The 18,295-nt window shown below is 59.6% G+C and carries 16 protein-coding genes; all 16 read right to left on the reverse strand.

Going from position 1 to position 18,295, the window contains the following annotated elements; all coding sequences use genetic code 11:
* Positions 1 to 59 precede the first annotated feature (59 nt).
* Positions 60 to 305: a DUF2752 domain-containing protein gene (locus AC06DS_RS00510; RefSeq protein WP_477101208.1), complete on the reverse strand. Its 246-nt coding sequence runs from the start codon at positions 303 to 305 to the stop codon at positions 60 to 62.
* Between the two features lie 173 nt (positions 306 to 478).
* Positions 479 to 1,672 carry an acetyl-CoA C-acetyltransferase gene (locus tag AC06DS_RS00515; protein WP_477100718.1) on the reverse strand — a complete coding sequence of 398 codons (1,194 nt, stop codon included), beginning with the start codon at positions 1,670 to 1,672 and terminating at the stop codon, positions 479 to 481.
* A 106-nt stretch (positions 1,673 to 1,778) separates the two neighbouring features.
* Complete coding sequence (locus tag AC06DS_RS00520) at positions 1,779 to 2,420, reverse strand: CoA transferase subunit B (protein ID WP_473963746.1); 642 nt, start codon at positions 2,418 to 2,420, stop codon at positions 1,779 to 1,781.
* Positions 2,417 to 3,193 (reverse strand): CoA transferase subunit A, encoded by a 777-nt coding sequence (locus AC06DS_RS00525; RefSeq protein ID WP_477100719.1) that lies wholly within the window; start codon positions 3,191 to 3,193, stop codon positions 2,417 to 2,419. Before AC06DS_RS00525 ends, AC06DS_RS00520 begins: the two co-directional genes overlap by 4 nt.
* Before the next feature lie 103 nt (positions 3,194 to 3,296).
* Complete coding sequence (locus AC06DS_RS00530; protein ID WP_477100720.1) at positions 3,297 to 4,991, reverse strand: AMP-binding protein; 1,695 nt, start codon at positions 4,989 to 4,991, stop codon at positions 3,297 to 3,299.
* A 78-nt stretch (positions 4,992 to 5,069) separates the two neighbouring features.
* Positions 5,070 to 5,969 carry an HpcH/HpaI aldolase/citrate lyase family protein gene (locus AC06DS_RS00535; protein ID WP_477100721.1) on the reverse strand — a complete coding sequence of 300 codons (900 nt, stop codon included), beginning with the start codon at positions 5,967 to 5,969 and terminating at the stop codon, positions 5,070 to 5,072.
* Positions 5,962 to 6,465 (reverse strand): MaoC family dehydratase, encoded by a 504-nt coding sequence (locus AC06DS_RS00540; protein ID WP_293790953.1) that lies wholly within the window; start codon positions 6,463 to 6,465, stop codon positions 5,962 to 5,964. The genes AC06DS_RS00535 and AC06DS_RS00540 overlap by 8 nt, the downstream gene beginning before the upstream one ends.
* Before the next feature lie 72 nt (positions 6,466 to 6,537).
* Entirely contained in the window at positions 6,538 to 7,707 is a 1,170-nt protein-coding gene (locus tag AC06DS_RS00545) for an acyl-CoA dehydrogenase family protein (RefSeq protein WP_476728328.1), read from the reverse strand.
* A gap of 70 nt (positions 7,708 to 7,777) precedes the next feature.
* Positions 7,778 to 9,877 (reverse strand): acetyl/propionyl/methylcrotonyl-CoA carboxylase subunit alpha, encoded by a 2,100-nt coding sequence (locus AC06DS_RS00550; protein ID WP_293790951.1) that lies wholly within the window; start codon positions 9,875 to 9,877, stop codon positions 7,778 to 7,780.
* 63 nt (positions 9,878 to 9,940) lie between these two features.
* Positions 9,941 to 11,512 (reverse strand): acyl-CoA carboxylase subunit beta, encoded by a 1,572-nt coding sequence (locus AC06DS_RS00555; RefSeq protein WP_434828445.1) that lies wholly within the window; start codon positions 11,510 to 11,512, stop codon positions 9,941 to 9,943.
* Between the two features lie 218 nt (positions 11,513 to 11,730).
* Complete coding sequence (locus AC06DS_RS00560; RefSeq protein WP_434828424.1) at positions 11,731 to 12,345, reverse strand: TetR/AcrR family transcriptional regulator; 615 nt, start codon at positions 12,343 to 12,345, stop codon at positions 11,731 to 11,733.
* Positions 12,346 to 12,403: 58 nt separating this feature from the next.
* Complete coding sequence (locus AC06DS_RS00565) at positions 12,404 to 13,303, reverse strand: hypothetical protein (protein WP_434828423.1); 900 nt, start codon at positions 13,301 to 13,303, stop codon at positions 12,404 to 12,406.
* A gap of 7 nt (positions 13,304 to 13,310) precedes the next feature.
* The gene (locus AC06DS_RS00570; RefSeq protein ID WP_434828422.1) at positions 13,311 to 14,054 is read right to left on the reverse strand and encodes a hypothetical protein; all 744 of its coding nucleotides are present in this window, start codon (positions 14,052 to 14,054) and stop codon (positions 13,311 to 13,313) included.
* Positions 14,055 to 14,088: 34 nt separating this feature from the next.
* Complete coding sequence (gene purH / locus AC06DS_RS00575; protein ID WP_293790947.1) at positions 14,089 to 15,681, reverse strand: bifunctional phosphoribosylaminoimidazolecarboxamide formyltransferase/IMP cyclohydrolase; 1,593 nt, start codon at positions 15,679 to 15,681, stop codon at positions 14,089 to 14,091.
* On the reverse strand, positions 15,674 to 16,261 hold the full coding sequence (gene purN, locus AC06DS_RS00580; protein WP_476728351.1) for a phosphoribosylglycinamide formyltransferase: 588 nt from the start codon (positions 16,259 to 16,261) through the stop codon (positions 15,674 to 15,676). Before purN ends, purH begins: the two co-directional genes overlap by 8 nt.
* Positions 16,203 to 17,936, reverse strand: coding sequence for a cell division protein PerM (locus AC06DS_RS00585; RefSeq protein ID WP_477100722.1), 1,734 nt, complete (start codon positions 17,934 to 17,936; stop codon positions 16,203 to 16,205). Before AC06DS_RS00585 ends, purN begins: the two co-directional genes overlap by 59 nt.
* Positions 17,937 to 18,295: the final 359 nt, after the last annotated feature.

Genomic DNA, 18,295 nt, shown 5'->3' on the forward strand with positions numbered 1-18,295 from the left:
AGTGACGCTATCTTCCTAGCACACCCATACTACGAGCAAAGCCTAAAGGCTGTAGGAACCTACACTCGAAGTTCCAAAAATGGCGAAAACGGCAGTATGCGAGCTATAAACCACAGCCCTATCACCACCCCTACGACCAGAGGTGCGTGTCGATAGTGTTCCCAATTGGGTATGTGCTTCCCCCAGGCTCGCCCGGCCCAGACTAACCAGCTCCACACGAGGAGGAATAGTCCGAGTACCCCAACGGCGTTATAGCGCAGCGCCGCGCCGAAGTCTCCCTGTACCAGCGCCTGGATCATGCGCATCGAGCCGCAGCCCGGGCAGTTGAATCCGAAAAGCGCTTTCGTGGGGCATTCCGGGATGAACCCGCCCGGGGTCTGTGGGTCAGCTGCGGCAATGGCGCAGCACGCGCAGACGGCTGCCGCACCAACTGCTAAGGGCAGCAGCTTGGAGAAAGCCCCGCCGCTCTTAAGCCGGCTTAGCACCACAGCAGCAGAGCGTCACCCTGGCCGCCACCGCCACACAGAGAAACGGCGGCCTTGCCGGAGCCGCGGCGCTTCAGCTCATGCGCTGCGTGTACCACCAGGCGTGCGCCGGAGGCACCGATGGGGTGCCCCAGGGAAATGCCGCCGCCGTGGATGTTGGTCTTGTCCAGCGGGTAGTCCAGGTCCTTGATGGACTGTGCAACCACGGAGGCGAATGCCTCATTGATCTCCAGGAAGTCCAGGTCGCCAGCCTCCCAGCCGGCCTTCTGCAGCGCTGCAGCGGTGGCCTGCGACGGTTGGGAGTGCAGCTTAGTGTCCGGGCCGGCAGTCTGTCCGTACTCCCCCAGGGTGGCCAGGATCTCCAGCCCCTTGGCTTCAGCGTTTTCGCGGGTGGTCAGCACCACGGCCGCAGCACCATCGGAAATCTGGGAGGCAGAAGCAGCGGTGATCGTACCGTCCTTCACGAAGGCCGGGCGCAGCTTCGCTAGCCCCTCGGCTGTGGTGCCGGGGCGGATGCCCTCATCGGCGGTAACGGTTACGGTTTCCTTGCGGCCCTTCACCTCGATCGGAACGATCTCCTCGGCAAAGACGCCCTCGTTGGTGGCAGCCTCGGCGAGCTGGTGAGAGCGGGCTGCAATCTCGTCCTGCTCCTCGCGGGTGATGCCACGCTCAGCGTTACCCTCGTCGGTCTCAAGGCCCATGGCCGTACCCTCGTTCGGGTCAGACAGACCATCGCGCTCCAGGGAATCCTGCAACGCCAGGGAGCCATAGCCCTTACCTGCTCGCACGCCTGCGGCGATGTGCGGGGCGTTGGTCATGGACTCCTGACCACCGGCGACGACGATGCTGGCATCGCCCAGGCGGATCAGACGGGAAGCATTAATAACGGCATCCAGGCCGGACAGGCACACCTTGTTCACAGTCATGGCCGGAACGTTCATCGGAATACCCGCCGCCACAGCGGACTGCTTCGCCGGGTTCTGCCCGGAACCTGCCTGTACGACCTGCCCCATCAGTACGTAATCCACGTCTCCCGCTGCCACACCGGAGCGCTCCAATACGGCCTTGATGGTCTCTGCACCCAGATCAACCGAGCTCTTCTTCGCCAGCGCACCGAGCATGCGTCCCTGCGGGGTACGTGCTGCACCTACAACGACAATATCCTTAGGGTCTTCCTGCAAGGTCATCTGATAAATCCTAACTTTCGAAACTAGTGGCGTCATCGCTTAAAAAGCCTGCGTTGTGCCCTCAAGTATGGCACGAACGACCGCTCAGCGAAGCCGATTGGTTGGTCTAACTCAGGGCCGTTGTAAACGGAACTGCGGTCTTTTCTTCTACCTCTTCTGTGGTGACGCCAGGTGCCAGCTCCACGAGCTTCAAACCATCGTCGTCACGATCAAATACGGCCAGATCCGTAATGATCCGATCTACCACTCCAAGCCCGGTAGTGGGCAGAGTGAGTTCCTTGATGAGCTTCGGTTCGCCGGTTTTGGTGGTGTGGTCCATCAACACGATCACCCGGCGCGCACCAACGACCAGATCCATAGCACCACCCATGCCTTTGACCATTTTGCCGGGCACCATCCAATTGGCGATGTCGCCGCGGGCATTGACCTCCATGGCGCCCAGGATGGCGACGTCGATCTTGCCCGAGCGGATCATGCCAAAGCTTAAGGCAGAGTCGAAGTAGCTAGTGCCAGGCAAAGCTGTGACGGTTTCCTTACCTGCATTGATGAGATCCGGGTCAGCCTGACCGGCTTCCGGGTACGGGCCGATTCCCAGCATGCCGTTTTCCGATTGCAGAGATACAGTCACGCCTTCTGGCACATAGTTGGGTACGAGCGTGGGCATACCGATGCCCAGGTTTACGTACTGGCCGTCTTCGAGTTCTTGGGCGGCACGGGCGGCCATTTCCTGGCGGGTCCAGCCGGTCATCGTACGGTCTCCTTTTCGATCATCTTGTCATCTGCCTGTTCTGGGGTCAGCTCCACAATGCGGTGGACGAAAACACCCGGCAGGTGGATATCGTCCGGGGCAAGTTCTCCGACTTCCACAACTTTTTCGGCCTCCACGATGCAGATCTTGCCGCTCATGGCGGCCAGGGGGTTAAAGTTGCGGGCGGTCTTGGAAAAGCGCAGATTGCCATCCTTATCTGCGATTGCGGCCCGAACCAGGCCGAAGTCGGCGCGGATAGCGGTTTCCAGCACATAGTCCTCGCCGTCGATGGTGCGGGTTTCCTTCGCAGGCGAGGCCACCTGCACCTTCGTCTTGTCGTTGGCATCGTACTTCCATGGCATCCCACCGTCGGCAACAAGCGTGCCCACGCCGGTGCGGGTGAAGAAAGCTCCGATGCCCGAACCGCCGGCGCGTAGACGCTCCGCCAGGGTGCCTTGCGGAGTGAGCTCCACCTCTAGTTCGCCGTCCAAGTACTGGCGGGCGAACTCCTTGTTCTCCCCCACATAGCTGGCCACTATGCGGCGCAACTGATGGTTAGCCAGCAGCAGACCCAGGCCTCGACCATCAAGGCCGGCGTTGTTGCTTACGGCCTCCAGGTCTTTCACATTGGATCGGCTTAGCTCTTCGAGGAGGACTTGCGGGATTCCGCATACTCCGAATCCGCCGACGGCCAGGGTGGCGCCGTCTGGGATATCAGCAATTGCCTCCGCGGCGGTACGCAGTTTTGAATGATGTGGCGCTGTAGTGCTCACGGTTGCTTCCTTTCTGTGTGTCTGTGTGGATGTCCCTGCTTGGATCTGTCGGCGTGGATCTGATGGCAGGAATTTGCTTGCTTGACACTGTTTGAGTGACGGCTTACTTCTGGTAGATTCCGAGGATCTCGACGGCCTGTTCGCGCAGCTCAACCTTGCGCACCTTGCCCGACAGGGTCATGGGGAAGGAATCAACGCACTGGACGTACTTGGGGATCTTGTGTCGGGTCAGCTCACCGTCGCAGAACTCGCGGATAGCTTCCTTGTCCAGCGGTTCGGTATCCTCCCGCATGATGAGGAAGGCCATTAGTTCCTCGCCGTACTTCTCGTCTGGCACACCCACGACCTGCACATCGGAGATATCCGGGTGGGTCATCAGAAACTCCTCAATTTCGCGCGGGTAAAGGTTTTCTCCGCCGCGAATCACCATGTCCTTCGCCCGACCCGTAATACGGGCATAGCCTTCCTCGTCCATCGTTCCGAGGTCACCAGAGTGCATCCAGCCGTCCTCATCAATCGCATCTGCGGTCTTCCCGGGCATGTCCCAGTAGCCCTGCATCACCAGGAAGCCACGGATCAGAATCTCGCCCTGCTCTCCGCGCTTAACGGTCTCCCCGGTCTCCGGGTCAACGATTTTTACTTCGATGTGCGGATTGGGGCGTCCAACAGTACCCACACGCTTTTCAATCGGGTCGTCGACCAACGTCTGGTGATTCACCGGCGAGGTCTCCGTCATGCCATAGGCAATGGTGATTTCATTGATATTCATGATGTCCATCACCTGCCGCATCGTGCGGGTGGGGCAGGCAGTTCCGGACATGATGCCGGTGCGCAGGCTGGATAGGTCGTAGGTCTTCCCCTTGGCCTTGGCGTGTTCAATCTCATCCAGCTCCGCCATAAACATCGTTGGAACGCCGAAAAGGCTGGTGGCCTTGCCGTGCTCCACTGCCTCTAACACGGATTGAGGGTTGAACACTGGGCCCGCAATAATGGTCGTCGCACCGTGCGTGATGGCGCCGAGGTTGCCCATCACCATGCCGAAGCAGTGGAAGAAAGGTACGGGGATGACGACTTTGTCGCGGTCTGTGTATTGGAGGGTCTCCCCCACCAGGTAACCATTGTTCAGAATGTTGCGGTGGGTCAGCGTCGCCCCCTTGGCCATACCTGTCGTGCCGGAGGTGTACTGGATATTAATGGGATCATCCGGGTGCAGCTGTTCGCGAACTGGGTTGAGGTCCAAGATGGCGTGGTTAGCTAGCTCATCCCAACGTTCCGAACCAAAGAAGATCGTTTCCTTGTAATTGTGGCGGCTGAACTGGCTCTCTGCTGCATCAATCATCGCCCGGTAATTCGAGTCCTTGAAGCGACCGGCGGAGAACAGTCCTTTTACTCCCGACTGCCCCATGGCATAGACCAATTCCTTGTGACGGTAGGAGGGGTTAATGCACACCAGGATCGCGCCGATCTCAGCGGTGGCGAACTGCACCAGAGTCCATTCCCAGCGGTTGGGAGCCCAAATGCCGATACGATCGCCCTTGCGGTAACCAGCTGCGTGCAGCCCAGAGGCCAGACGTTGAACCTTGCGATAGAACTCCGTGTAGGTCAGATGCACATCACCGTAGAAGTCAATGACCGCATCGTGCTCTGGATACTCGGCCACAATGCGGGCTAGACACTGTCCAATGGTCTCGTCCAGCAGATCGACGTCAGTGCGGCCAACCTGGTGCGACAGTGTGGGGTCTAGATCCGCCGGATCGGAAATCACAATCGGACGGTCGTTGCGAATCGGAAGTGTCATGGATATCAACCTTTTCGTGCGAAAGGAATCTCGCTAAAGAGTTGTGAGAAGAGGAATAGAGAAAACTGGCGGAGGAAACTAGTGGATTCTGGCGGCGATGATTTCCGCTTGGCGGAGCAAAGGTGCGTCGATCATCTGGCCATCCAGGGCGAAAGCCCCGGTGTTCTTGGCCGCGCCTTCAATGACGCGGCGCGCCCACGTGGCCTGTTCCTCGGTTGGGGCATAGGCCTCGCGAATAACGGGCACCAGGCCAGGGTGAATGGACACGGTGGCGGTAAAGCCGCTGGCAGCTGCGTCGATGGCTTCAGCACTGGCGCCTTTAGTGTCCGTCGTGTCGGCGTGAATCGAATCCAGCGCGACGATGCCAGCCGCCGCCGCATGCGTAAGCACCAGCGCACGGGTGAGGCGCGGTACTTCGCGGTAACCACCTGGATGGCCTGATGGGCCACCTCCCGGGGTGGGAACCTCGTCGGCACTGTAACGCGAGCTTGTCCCGCCCAGTGCAGCAGTCAGATCCTCGGCACCCCAAAACAAAGCAACAACCTGCGGGTCTGCCGCGATTTCCGGGAGGTTCACCACGCCCCTGGGGGTTTCGATCAACGCAATCACTCGAAAGTCAGCGGGCAGCGGACGGTCGTTGGAGTTGGCGTCACCAAGAGAGAAACCGCACTCTACCTTCGGCACCATCACGGTTCGATACGGCGAATCGACGACGGCGGCGAGGTCCTCGGCGAAATCCGGCGAGTCCACTGCGTTGATGCGAACGATAGTGCGCTCCGGGTCGAGGTCTGCATGTTGGACGTTCTTCCTGGCTTCTTCTCGGTTCTCGGCGCGACAACCGTCTTCGAGGTCGAGAATCACCATGTCTGAACGATCCGCGGCCTTTGCAAAACGCTCGGGTCGGTCGGCAGGGGCGAACAAAAGCGCAGGCCCCTTCGGCAGCCAAGAGTTCGGCTGGGGAGTTCTCGAACTAACCATTGCTGGGCTCCTCCCCACCCGGTGCGCATTGCATCAGTGTCTTGCGCGTGGCTTTGCAGACGATGGTGCCATCCTGGTTGCGCCCGATGTGTTCGAGTTCCACGATGCCCTGCCCAGGGCGCGACTTCGAAAGCCGCTTGCCCACGCAGCGCGTTTCGGCGTAGAGAGTATCGCCGTGGAACATGGGGGCCGGGAAGGAAATCTCGCTGAATCCCAGGTTGGCCACAATCGTGCCGAGGGAAAGTTGGCTCACTGATAGCCCCACTACCGTCGACAAGGTGAACATGGAGTTCACCAGTCGCTCGCCGCGGAAGCCGTCCTGGGCGGCAGCCCACGCTGCGTCGATGTGCAGCGGCTGGGTATTCATGGTCATGGTGGTGAACAGCGTGTTATCCGCCTCGGTGACGGTGCGCCCGGGTTGGTGCCGGTACACCACACCCTCGGCGAACTCCTCGAACCACAGGCCGCGCTGCACAACCTCTTTTTCTTCGCTCATTGTTACAGGTCTCCTTAGTTTTCTTTGTGACGCCTCGTCGGTATCCGACGTGCTTAGGGGTTGAAGCGCGGCCTATACGCCGAGAGCGCGGGCGATAAGCATTTGCTGTACCTCGGTGGTTCCCTCGCCTACCTCGAGGATCTTGGAATCGCGGTAGTGGCGAGCAACGCGATATTCGTTCATGAATCCATAGCCGCCGTGGATCTGAGTGGCATCACGGGCGTTATCCATGGCTGCCTCAGAAGCAACCATTTTCGCGATGGAGGCTTCCTTACTGAAGTTCAGGCCTGCGGCCATCTTCGCCGCCGCGGCATACCAGGCTTGCCGGGCAGTCCAGGCGCGAGCCTCCATGCGGGCAATCTTGAAGCTGATGGCTTGGTACTCGGAGATGGGCTTGCCAAAGCTGGTGCGCTCCTTCGCATAGCGCACGCATTCATCCACACAGCCCTGCGCAGCACCGGTGGCCAGGGCGGCGATGGCGATGCGGCCTTCGTTGAGGATAGAGAGGAAGTAGGCGAATCCGCGGCCACGCTCGCCGACCAGGTTCTCCTCGGGTACGCGGACATTATCGAAGGTAAGCGGATGAGTATCGGAGGCATTCCAGCCGACCTTGTTGTACGAGGGCTCGGCGGTAAAGCCCGGTGTGCCGGTCGGCACGATGATGGCGGAGATTTCCTTCTTGCCATTGTCACGCTGGCCGGTCACACAGGTGGCCGTGACCAGGGAGGTGATGTCCGTGCCAGAGTTGGTGATGAACTGCTTCGATCCATTGATCACCCACTCGTTGCCGTCAAGCTTGGCGGTCGTTTTGGTTCCACCGGCATCGGAACCAGCCTCAGGTTCGGTCAAGCCGAAGCCTGCCAGGTTCTTGCCCGCCACCAGGTTCGGCAGGAAGGTCTGTTTTTGCTCGTCGCTGCCGAAGCGGTAGATCGGCATGATTCCCAGGGAAACTCCGGCCTCCAGGGTGATGGCGACGGACTGATCCACACGAGCCAGCTCCTCCAATGCCACGCCGAGGGCCATGTAGTCACCGCCCATGCCTCCGTATTCCTCGGAGATTGGCAGGCCGAAGAGACCCATCTCGCCCATCTGGCGGACGACATCATAGGGGAAGGTGTGGTCGCGGTCGTGCTGGGCGGCCACGGGGTCGACTACGGAGTTGGCGAAGTCCTCCACGCTGGCGCGCAGTTCGTGCAGTTCGTCGGAGAGGTAGGGGTTGCGGTCCTTGGTGCTTTGGCTCATTGTTCTCCTCTTTCTGTGGGTTTTTGGTGTGCTTGTGTTTTGTGAACTGTTGAATGTGCTTAGCTGCTGGCTAATCGGACGCGTCGTTCGCAGAAATGACTTCCGCCAGGACTTCTCCAGTGCCGACCTTCTGGCCAACTTCAGCGCTGACCTTGACTTTTCCGCCGCGAGGCGCTGCCAGAGTGTGCTCCATCTTCATGGCCTCAATCACGATTACGGGTTGGCCTTCGGTGACCTCATCGCCATCTGCGACTTCCACTGCGATAACGGTGCCGGGCATGGGACTGAGGATGTCCGGCGAATCCTGAGTGCTGGCCTCTGCGTCGTGCGCCGTGCCGGAGAACACCTCCACCACGTGGGTGCCGTTCGGTCCAGTGATGCTGCCGTGTCTTCCGGCACTCCACTTCTCAGCAGGCGCGCCGTCGATGGACAGCCGCCATTCGTTGCGCGTGGCCTGCGGGTCGGCAACGATCTTGATGCGGCGGGTTTCCGAAGCTGACGCTTCGTCTTCCCCTTCATCGCTGACTAATGGAGTGAGCCGTATCGTCCACGCGTCGTCTTCAAATTCGGCACGTGCCTCAACCGGCGCGCTTACCCCGCCTGGATCGGCAAGCACCAAACGCAAAGGTGCTCGCTTCCCAGCGCCGCGCCACCCGTCGCACGCGGTCCAGGCACTGCCGAGGGTGAGTTCCGAGGTCGTTCTTTGTGACGCCCCTTCGTCTCCCCCACCTAGCGCGCCCGCCAGGTGGAGCACGGCAACGGCGAGAGTGTCCACGGGGACTGCGCGAGGTTGGAAGTCCTCGACGATGGAATCCAGTAAGCCGGTGTGCAGGTCTCCAGCGATAACCTCCGGGCGGGTGACCAGGAAGCGGTTGAAGTCAATATTGGTCGTCAGACCTTCAATGCGGGTGTGGGCCAGCGCCTGGTCGAGGCGTTGAAGGGCAGCCTCGCGCGTCTCAGCGTGGGAAATGATTTTCGCCAACATTGGGTCATAATCAGAACTGACCTCTTGGCCTTCGACTACACCAGCGTCCACACGTACCCCGTCCCCACCCGGCCAGGAGAGTCCCGTGATCATTCCGCCGGTGGGCAGGAACCCGGCGGCTGCGTCCTCAGCATAAACACGCGCTTCTACGGAATGGCCGTTGAGCTGCACGTCGTCCTGTGAGATGGGCAGAGCTTCCCCGCGCGCCACACGGATCTGCCATTCCACCAGGTCGCGACCAGTGACCATTTCGGTGACCGGGTGCTCGACCTGAAGGCGGGTGTTCATTTCCATAAAGAAGAAGCGTTCTGGTTGTTTGGCCGAGACGATGAACTCCACCGTGCCCGCACCGCGGTAACCGCAGGCTCGGGCGGCATCGCAGGCAGCCTCGCCGATCTCCTGCCGAGTCTTTTCGTCCAGCAGTGCAGAGGGTGCTTCCTCAATGACCTTTTGATGGCGACGCTGTAGAGAGCATTCACGTTCACCCAGGTGAATCACATTGCCGTGGGAGTCAGCGACGATCTGCACCTCGATGTGGCGCGGAGTATCTACGAAATGCTCCAAGAACAACGTGTCGTCGCCGAAGGAGCTTGCGGCCTCGCGGCGGGCGGAGACCAGCGCGCTGGCCAGCTTCTCCGGCTCCTCCACCAAGTGCATTCCCTTGCCGCCACCACCAGCGGAGGGTTTGATGAGCACGGGGAAGCCAACGGATTCAGAAGCGTCGATGATCTCCTGGTCCGTTAGATTTGGCCGGGAGATTCCGGGAACGGTGGGCACGTCGCGGGATTCGACGGTCGCGCGGGCGGTGATTTTGTCACCCATTGTCTCGATGGCGCTGGCCGGTGGACCAATGAAGATGATTTCCTCATCTTCACAGCGCTTGGCGAAAGCCGCGTTTTCCGAGAGGAATCCGTAACCGGGGTGGATAGCGCCGGCGCCGGCCGCCTTCGCGGCGTCAATAACCTTGTCAATCTTGAGGTAGGACTCGGCAGCGGCGGCAGGACCTAGGCGCACAGCCTTGTCTGCAGCGTGGACGTGCGGTGCTGCGGAGTCGGCATCGGAGTAGACGGCCACGGCCTTAAGCCCCATGCGGTGCACGGTGCGGATCACGCGCAGGGCGATCTCACCGCGGTTGGCGACCAGCACCGTATCGAACGGGCCGGTGGTAGCAGTTGTTTTACTCACGGCAGTTTCTCTTTTCTGTGGGTGCGTTGCGTTGGTGGGCTGCGTTGAAAGGATTTGAACGCCTTACATGCGGAAAACGCCGAAACCGGTTTCCTCGCGCGGAGCTTGAGCGCAGATATCGAGGGCCATGGCGAGCGTGCGGCGTGTGTCCGCAGGATCGATCACTCCGTCATCCCACAGTCGTGCTGTGGAGTACCAGCAGGTGGATTTCTCGTCGAACATCTCGCGAATTGGCGCTTCGAAGGCCTCTTGTGCCTCGGCAGACCACTCCTCGCCCCGGCGCTCAATCTGCGCACGTCGGACGGTAGAAAGTGTCATGGCCGCCTGTGGTCCGCCCATCACTGCGATACGCGCATTCGGCCACATCCACAGGAATCGCGGCGAATACGCTCGGCCGCACATGGAGTAATTGCCAGCGCCGAAAGCCGCACCAGTGACAACGGTGAGCTTGGGCACCGATGCGGTAGCCACGGCGTTAACCATCTTCGCCCCGTGCTTGGCGATGCCGCCTTCTTCGTATTGACGCCCCACCATAAAGCCGGTGGTGTTTTGCAAGAAGATGATGGGAATGTTGCGCTGCTCGCAAAGTTCGATGAAGTGTGCGCCCTTCATGGCGGCCTCGGCAAAGATGATGCCGTTATTGGCGATCACTCCGACCTGGTGGCCTTCCAGCCGCGCAAAGGTCGTGATGATGCTGTTGCCATATTCGCTTTTGAACTCCGAGAGGCTGCCCTCGTCGCACAGCGTTTCGATGACCTCATGCGCGTCATAGGGAATCTTCGGATCGGTGGGCACGATGTCGTAAAGATCCTCCTGCGGGCGCGGAGCCGGCACGGGGGCACTGCGCTTCCAGGGAGTCGGCTTGGATTCTGGCAGAGTTTCGACGATCCCACGCATGATCCGCAGTGCGTCTTCATCATCGGCGGCCAGGTGATCCGTCACACCGGAAATACGGGAATGCATTGCTCCACCACCGAGTTCTTCCGGGGTGACATCCTCGCCGGTCGCAGCCTTCACCAGTGGAGGGCCAGCCAAGAAGATCGTGCCCTGGTTTTCCACGATGATCGTCTCGTCACTCATGGCAGGAACATAGGCACCGCCTGCGGTACAGGAACCCATCACAGCAGATAGTTGTGGAATCCCTTTCGCTGACAGGTTCGCCTGGTTGAAGAAGATACGGCCAAAGTGATTGCGGTCCGGGAATACATCGTCTTGCTGCAACAACATCGCGCCACCGGAATCAACGAGGTAGATACATGGCAGGTGGTTTTGCTCTGCGATCTCCTGGGCGCGGAGGTGCTTCTTGACCGTCATCGGGTAGTAGGTACCGCCGGAGACGGTGGCGTCATTAGCGGCGATAAGGCACAGGCGACCGTGTACAAGCCCGACTCCCGCGATGATGCCCGCGGCTGGGGCTTTGCCGTCGTACATCTCCTCGGCGGCAAGCGGCGCGATTTCCAGGAAGGGACTGCCGGGATCCAGAAGTAAGCGAATGCGCTCGCGTGGCAGTAGCTTGCCACGATCCGTGTGGCGCTTGCGAGCTCTCTCCCCTCCGCCGGCTTGGGCACGAGCTAGGCGCTCACGCAGTTCGTTGACAAGTTCGCGGTGGCTCGGGATTCCGCGTGGCTCGGTCAGATCTGCGGCTGCCGGGGCGGTTGAGTTGGCAGTAGTGGTTTCCACGTGTGCAGCTCCTTGAAAGGTGGCGGGATTGTGATGAGAGCGCTTGTCCACACTCCCCACATTCAGTTACAAGCGATTAACTAACTTGTTGACGCCACTGTATGTGAGCTACAACACTTTGGCTAGGGAATCTAAAAAGTTTCTGCCAGTGAACTACCCCCGTATGGTGGGGTTTACTCCAACCCGACTGCCGCGCGAGCCGCAGCTAGCATCTGTCGCCGCGCCAGCGCGGTAGACGCCCATCCGCGAATAACCTCAGAAGAATTAATCATGCCCACCACCAACTGCGCCGTGATGCGCCCCGCCTCTCCCCGATAATGCGAGTCCATCTTCGCCAAGGCCTCCGCAAAGAGCTTGAGATAGCTTCCCTGGACTGAGCGCACACGCCCTCGTCCCGCTTCTCCCATACGAAAAAGTTCGCGGTTATGCAGGCGAATTAGCTCTGGTTGCGACAGCGCGAAGTCCACCTGAAAGTCGATTAGCACCGCCAAGCGCTCCCGCGGATCGGTCAAGCCATCAACAATTTTCTGCGCCTCCGAGAGCATGTGTTCCGAGATGCCTGTCATTAGCTCGGTCAGGATCTCCTCTTTACCCGAAAAATGCCGGTACACAGCCGGCCCGGAGATCCCGACCGCTTCCCCCACCTCTTCCAGGCTCGTGCCATGAAAGCCCTTGTTCGCCATGATCCTCGCAGCGGCACGCAGAAGCTCCACTCGGCGACGTTCCTTCGCCGCTGCGCGTGCAGATAAGCCTTCGGTGTTAGGTTCGGCAAGATAATGAGAGCTCATAACCCCGACCTTACTGGTTAAGAAACATTAACCGAAAGAATTGGTTTTTCTATACCGCCTAGCATGCCGCTGCCGGCAGATCATCCACCCTCGATTGCAGAAACTCCGCCGCTGCTGTCAGCTCGGATTGCCCCGCCTCGTAGCTCCCGTCCGGGCTTTCCACCGCAATCGCTACGGCCACGTATCCCTTGCCGTCAGACTTTGGAATCAAGCCAAACTGGCGCACCCCATAGCCGCTGGATGAGGACGGCCCCCAGCCTCCCTTGAAAATCGCCCCAGGGATCGTCCCCAGGCCGTATCCACCACCGTTAACAATATTCCCCATGGCGGCAACCACTGGTTCTGCTCCCCGAATGCAGCGCAGATGAGAAGCGAATTCAGCCTGGTCACTCAACGACCAATCACTCTGTCCAAATGAGCTGAACCCCGGGCGCACGACCTGTGACTCCACCCGCGCGGTGCTACTCCCCTCCTTAATCACGCCTGAGGTTGCTGCAGCCGCCTGCTCCGGCGTACCTAGCGCACCCCAGAGTTCTTCCGCAGCCGCATTATCGGAGTTCTGAATAGCCTGCTTCGCAGTAGCTTCCATTCCTGGAGAGCGCCGAAGAGCCGCAATTGCAATCGGCACTTTCATGGTTGACCACGGTGCAACTGCGGTCTGCCCCGCCCCTTTCACCCCAGCAACGGCTATCGCCGCACTGCCGTCATAGCTCAGCTCCCCACCTGGGTTCTTCTGCGAATTTTTAGGCTCGTCAGGTTTGGGTTTATCTTCAGATACCGTCGGCCGTGGCGAACGCTCCGCCGTCGATTCGTCCTGATTGTCTGAAGTGCTGGCGGCGGACGACGTGGCGTCATCGCTCTCTACATCACCAATCGTGCAACCAGCAACCGCCGTGCCGACAAAAGCCAGTGCAACGGCGAGCAGTGAGGAGCGAGACTTCCGGAATGGCTCCCTCATACGGAACCTATGCAATGTAGACGATGGCATCATTGCCCCCGGTGCATGTCACATACTGGCCGTTATCCTTACAGCTCATGGTGTAAGTCTCGCCGGTCACCGTCGAGTACGCCTTTACTGTGCCGTTGGTTTCATCCGTATCCAGGTAGTGCTCAACGAATGCATCGCGAACCGCACGTGCGAAGGGCTTAGACGTAATGTCGCTACCGGTGTAGACGTTATTGAAGTCCCCGCCTGGCTTGTCCTGCTCGGCGGACTGGTTGGCCGGAACTGCGCCGGAAGGCAGCTTCGGACGGGTGGGCCGGGAGTCCTCGCTCTCCGACTCCGAGGTCTCATCCTGCGAGGAGCTTTCCTCCTCTGCAGTGTCAGAATTGTCGCTGCTGGTGTTTTCGCTATTGCCGTTGGTACTGGTACTTCCGCCGTCGGCGTTCTGCGACTGGGAGGTGCCTCCGCCGGAACCTCCGTTACCCTTCCCATTGTCATCGCCGAACCAGCCGAAGTAGTAGGCGGCCCCTAGGATCAATGCAATGGCCAGGATTGCAGCCAGAATGATCCCCAGGATGGGCAGGAATTTACTGTCACCGTCGGAGTCCTCATAGGGGTACTCCGAGTAGGCGGGCTGCTGCTGTGGGTTCTGCCACTGCTGCCACTGGTTCTGTCCTTGCGCACCCATATTGCGGTGATACTGCGGTGGCTCCGGCCGGGACGGATAGTCGCCGCTGCCAGGATGTGTGGGGTGCTCATTAGACATACGTTCGTAAAACTCCTGCGCTCAAGCGTGTTTTCTAGTGCGCGAAGTGACGCTCACCGGTGAGGTACATGGTGACGCCCGCCTTCTCCGCTGCCTCGATAACCTCAGCGTCTCGAACCGAGCCACCGGGCTGTACGACTGCACGCACGCCCGCCTCAGCCAGCACTTCAAAACCGTCGGCGAAGGGGAAGAAAGCATCCGAGGCTGCGACCGCACCCTCAGCGCGCTTCTCGTCGCCAGCCAGGGAGTTAGCGCGCTCGACAGCCAGCTTGGCTGCGTCGACGCGGTTCACCTGGCCCATACCCACGCCCACGGTGGCGTCATCCTTGGCCAGCAGGATTGCGTTCGACTTCACCGCGCGCACGGTGCGCCAAGCGAACTCCAGCTCGCGCAGAGTTTCCTCATCGGCTGCTTCGCCAGCGGCCAGAGTCCAGTTGCTCGGGTCGTCTCCCTTTGCATCGATCGCATCAACCTGCTGAACCAGCAAGCCGCCGGAGATCTCGCGGCCCTGCAGCTCCGGCTCCTCGTTCGGTGCTTCGGCCTGCAGGATGCGGATGTTCTTCTTCTGCGAGAGGATCTCCACAGCACCGTCTTCGTAGCCCGGCGCGATGATGACCTCGGTGAAGATCTCGGCCACCTGCTGAGCCATTTCAACGCTCACCTCGCGGTTCACTGCGATCACGCCGCCAAAGGCGGACATTGGGTCGCATGCGTGTGCCTTCTTGTGCGCATCGGCGATGGATTCATCGGATACGGCGATACCACACGGATTGGCATGCTTGATGATGGCTACGGTCGGACGCTTGTGATCCCACGCTGCACGCCAGGCGGCATCCGCATCGGTGTAGTTGTTGTAGCTCATCTCCTTGCCGTGGAACTGCTTGGCGCCAGCCAGACCGGTGCCGTCGGAGTACAGTGCGGCTGCCTGGTGCGGGTTCTCGCCATAGCGCAGCACATTGGCACGCTTGTAGGAAGCGCCGATCCACTCGGGGAACTGCTCGCCATCCGCGGTCTGCTCCCCCATCCACGACGCCACGGCCACGTCATAAGCGGCAGTGTGGCGGAACGCATCCACGGCCAGGTCGGTACGCTGCGCGCGGGTAAATCCGCCGGCGTTGGCAGCGGCCACGACATCCTCGTAACGGGAAGGATCTACCACCACGGCCACGGACGGGTGGTTCTTCGCAGCGGCACGCACCATGGACGGGCCGCCGATGTCGATCTGCTCCACGCAATCATCGAAGCCCGCCCCGGAGGCTACGGTCTCGGTGAACGGGTACAGGTTTACAACTACGAGCTGGAAAGCCTCGATACCTAGATCTTCAAGTTGCTTGAGGTGATCGTCCTTGCGGGTATCGGCCAGGATGCCAGCGTGCACGCGCGGGTGCAGGGTCTTGACCCGTCCTTCCAGAACCTCCGGGAAGCCGGTGAGGGTTTCTACCTCGGTCACTGGCACGCCAGCGTCGGCGATCTTCTTCGCAGTCGAGCCAGTGGAGACGATGTCGACTCCCGCGGCGTGCAGTCCCTTGGCCAGCTCTTCGAGACCGGTCTTGTCGTACACACTGATCAGTGCACGACGGATTTCCTTTTTATCGCTGCCGTTGGTTGCTGCAGTGCCGTCACTCATTGTTTTCGTTCCTGGCCTTTCGTCCCTCATGTGAAATCTCGTGCAGCACCTCTACTAAGAGTGCGCGCTCCACCTTTTTAATTCTTTCATGCAAGCTGTCGACTGTGTCGTCGCGCGCGACCTCCACCGCCTTTTGAGCGATGATCGGACCCGTGTCCACTCCACTATCTACTACATGAACTGTAGACCCGGTGACTCGAACACCATAACTTAATGCGTCCTCCACCGCGTGCGCTCCGGGGAAAGCCGGCAGAAGCGCCGGATGTGTATTGATGATCTTCCCTGTGAAGCGCTCCACCACCTGTGGACCAAGGATGCGCATGAAACCCGCGCTCACCACGAGGTCTGATTCATAGCTGAAAATCTTGTCGGCCAGATCTTCGTTCCATTGTTCGCGATCAGTCTGCTTCGGCACGTACTCGACCAGGAAATGCTCGATTCCTGCGCGCTCGGCACGGTCGAGAGCCTCGCACTGCCGGTCACTGCCCACCGCGAGGATTTCTACCTTGTCGCGATCGACGTTATCGATCACGCTCTGCAGAAGTGTCCCCGTCCCGCTCGCCAGAATCACTATCTTCATCTGCTTCGTCATCCTCTGTATCCGTATCCTCGTCCGCTTCTTCGTCCGTTTTGTCTTCTTGCTCTTTTACTTGATCTTCTTGTTGGTCTTCCTGCTTTTTCTTCGTGACGCCCCCATCATTCCCGTTTTCCGGTTCCTCCGTAGGGGCGTCGTCCTCAGCAGCTTCAGCGTCCTCGGCTTCCTCGGCTTCCTCGGCAGTTTCGACTTCTTGAGCATCTTCAGACTCTGCGGAAGACACCATCTCCGCCTCCGGAATGTCCTCAATAACGGTCGCACCTCGGCGCGCCATAAAGAACATCATCACAGCCGCGGGCACCAACAACCAGGCTGCGAGTTCCACAGCAAAGAGCCACTCAACAGCTCCCGCCCGCCCATACACGCCGAGCTCACCACCGGCTAGCCAGGAAACGCAGAAGCCAATCAACCCGGAAAATGCACCCGCCCCGACTGCTTGGAGCAACGGAGCCTCGACATAGCTTCGCCCGCGCAAGAAGTTGTAGACACATCCCACAGCTACACAAGCAGGCACAGCCAGCAGCATTGGACCAAACGGAATCTGATCATTTGGGATAGCCGCGAGGATCGGCAGCGGGGGAAGGTTGACATTGTTCGCGGTAAACAAGCTCACCGCGCCGTTTCCTACATGAAACTCTCCACCGAGTAGGACCGCAATCGCGCCGATCACGACGTTGGGTACATACAAAAGGGCAACAAAGCTAAGGCCAATAACACCCATCGTGGATGAGGTGATGTCATACGCCTCGCTGAAAGCCTTCAAGTTCGTCAGAAGGTATATCAGCGCCACAGCCAGCCCCGCGGCGCTCATCCACTTGAGGAACTTCTGTGCCAGCAGCATTGATTCCACTGGCCAAGTAGACCAGCCACGGCGAAGCAGCAGTGCTCGCCATACGCGTGCCCGCATACCTATAACAATGGCTGCGCCATTGACAAGAGCAGTAGAGATCAATGCAACCAGCAGATTTGGCGGAGTTACATCGAATACGCGCGAGGCATCCCACAGCATTAACCATGCGATGCAGGTAAGCACGAGGGGAATCAACAAGCTTAAGGTTGTGAATACGCGAAGCCCGCGAACGCTAATGGAGTTTCCAAGCACCGTTGTCGCGCGTTTCGCATGCCCCCACACCAACAACAGTGCAGGAAGCAGCGGCACAAATCCCAACTTCGCACCCGCCATTTCCACCGGCGCGAGATTGAACGCCATCCACATCGATGCAATACTTGCCGGAACTTTGGCAAAGCCGGTACCGATGCCGATGAGAACGGCAATAATGACGATGACACCCAGAGTCACAGCATGATTAATCAGCAGCTGAGGTCCAAAACGTTTGACGTGGGGCTTCCATTTCGACCACCAGCTCCCCAGAGCGGCTTTAACGCCACCACGCGACGCGGAGGCAGAGCTGGAGGAAGAAGTAGAGGTAGCCTTCGCAACTTTGCTTTTAGAGGCAAGCCGGCCATCTACCGGGGTTCCCTTTGCCTGGTCAGCAGCCACGAAGCGCTCATGCCCCGTGTTACTGGAACCTCCCTGGGTTCCTTTGATCCTGGCTGCGTCACTACCGGACGAAGTTCGCCGGGTACGGCTCACACCTGGGCGTCGCGAAGACGATGATCGTCGGGATCCGGGGCGTTGGGCAGCAGAATCTTTACTCACCCGTCCCATTGTGCCTAAGAGGAATAGGTATCTGGCGGACTGACCCACCCGTTAGCCGTCGCTTCTTCTCTTCACCCACGCCATGCCTAATCTTCTACTTGAGGGTTTGGAGGTAGCGTGCGGAAGATCACTAACATCGAAGAACACGTGAAGAAGCGCCAGAAAAACGTCTGGAACAGGGGGAATGAATCATCGATCAATATCACTTCAGATCGCACCACCCCCGCAATGTAACCAAAGCGTTATTTTTCGTGAATTTAGTTGCCGCAACGTTGCTCAACCGATAATGTTACGTTCCGTTGATAACAAAGTGGTTACAAAATGCTTGCGCGAAGGCATCGAGGATCCGCCGAGGATCC

The sequence above is a fragment of the Corynebacterium sp. TUM25015 genome, assembly GCF_056393505.1.

Excerpts from the sequence above, each read along its gene's own strand:
- AC06DS_RS00510 (WP_477101208.1), bottom strand. The coding sequence starts at position 305 with ATGCGCATGATCCAGGCGCTGGTACAGGGAGACTTCGGCGCGGCGCTG.
- AC06DS_RS00515 (WP_477100718.1), bottom strand. The coding sequence starts at position 1,672 with ATGACCTTGCAGGAAGACCCTAAGGATATTGTCGTTGTAGGTGCAGCA.
- AC06DS_RS00520 (WP_473963746.1), bottom strand. The coding sequence starts at position 2,420 with ATGACCGGCTGGACCCGCCAGGAAATGGCCGCCCGTGCCGCCCAAGAA.
- AC06DS_RS00530 (WP_477100720.1), bottom strand. The coding sequence starts at position 4,991 with ATGACACTTCCGATTCGCAACGACCGTCCGATTGTGATTTCCGATCCG.
- AC06DS_RS00535 (WP_477100721.1), bottom strand. The coding sequence starts at position 5,969 with ATGGTTAGTTCGAGAACTCCCCAGCCGAACTCTTGGCTGCCGAAGGGG.
- AC06DS_RS00540 (WP_293790953.1), bottom strand. The coding sequence starts at position 6,465 with ATGAGCGAAGAAAAAGAGGTTGTGCAGCGCGGCCTGTGGTTCGAGGAG.
- AC06DS_RS00545 (WP_476728328.1), bottom strand. The coding sequence starts at position 7,707 with ATGAGCCAAAGCACCAAGGACCGCAACCCCTACCTCTCCGACGAACTG.
- AC06DS_RS00560 (WP_434828424.1), bottom strand. The coding sequence starts at position 12,345 with ATGAGCTCTCATTATCTTGCCGAACCTAACACCGAAGGCTTATCTGCA.
- AC06DS_RS00565 (WP_434828423.1), bottom strand. The coding sequence starts at position 13,303 with ATGAGGGAGCCATTCCGGAAGTCTCGCTCCTCACTGCTCGCCGTTGCA.
- AC06DS_RS00570 (WP_434828422.1), bottom strand. The coding sequence starts at position 14,054 with ATGTCTAATGAGCACCCCACACATCCTGGCAGCGGCGACTATCCGTCC.
- purH (WP_293790947.1), bottom strand. The coding sequence starts at position 15,681 with ATGAGTGACGGCACTGCAGCAACCAACGGCAGCGATAAAAAGGAAATC.
- purN (WP_476728351.1), bottom strand. The coding sequence starts at position 16,261 with ATGAAGATAGTGATTCTGGCGAGCGGGACGGGGACACTTCTGCAGAGC.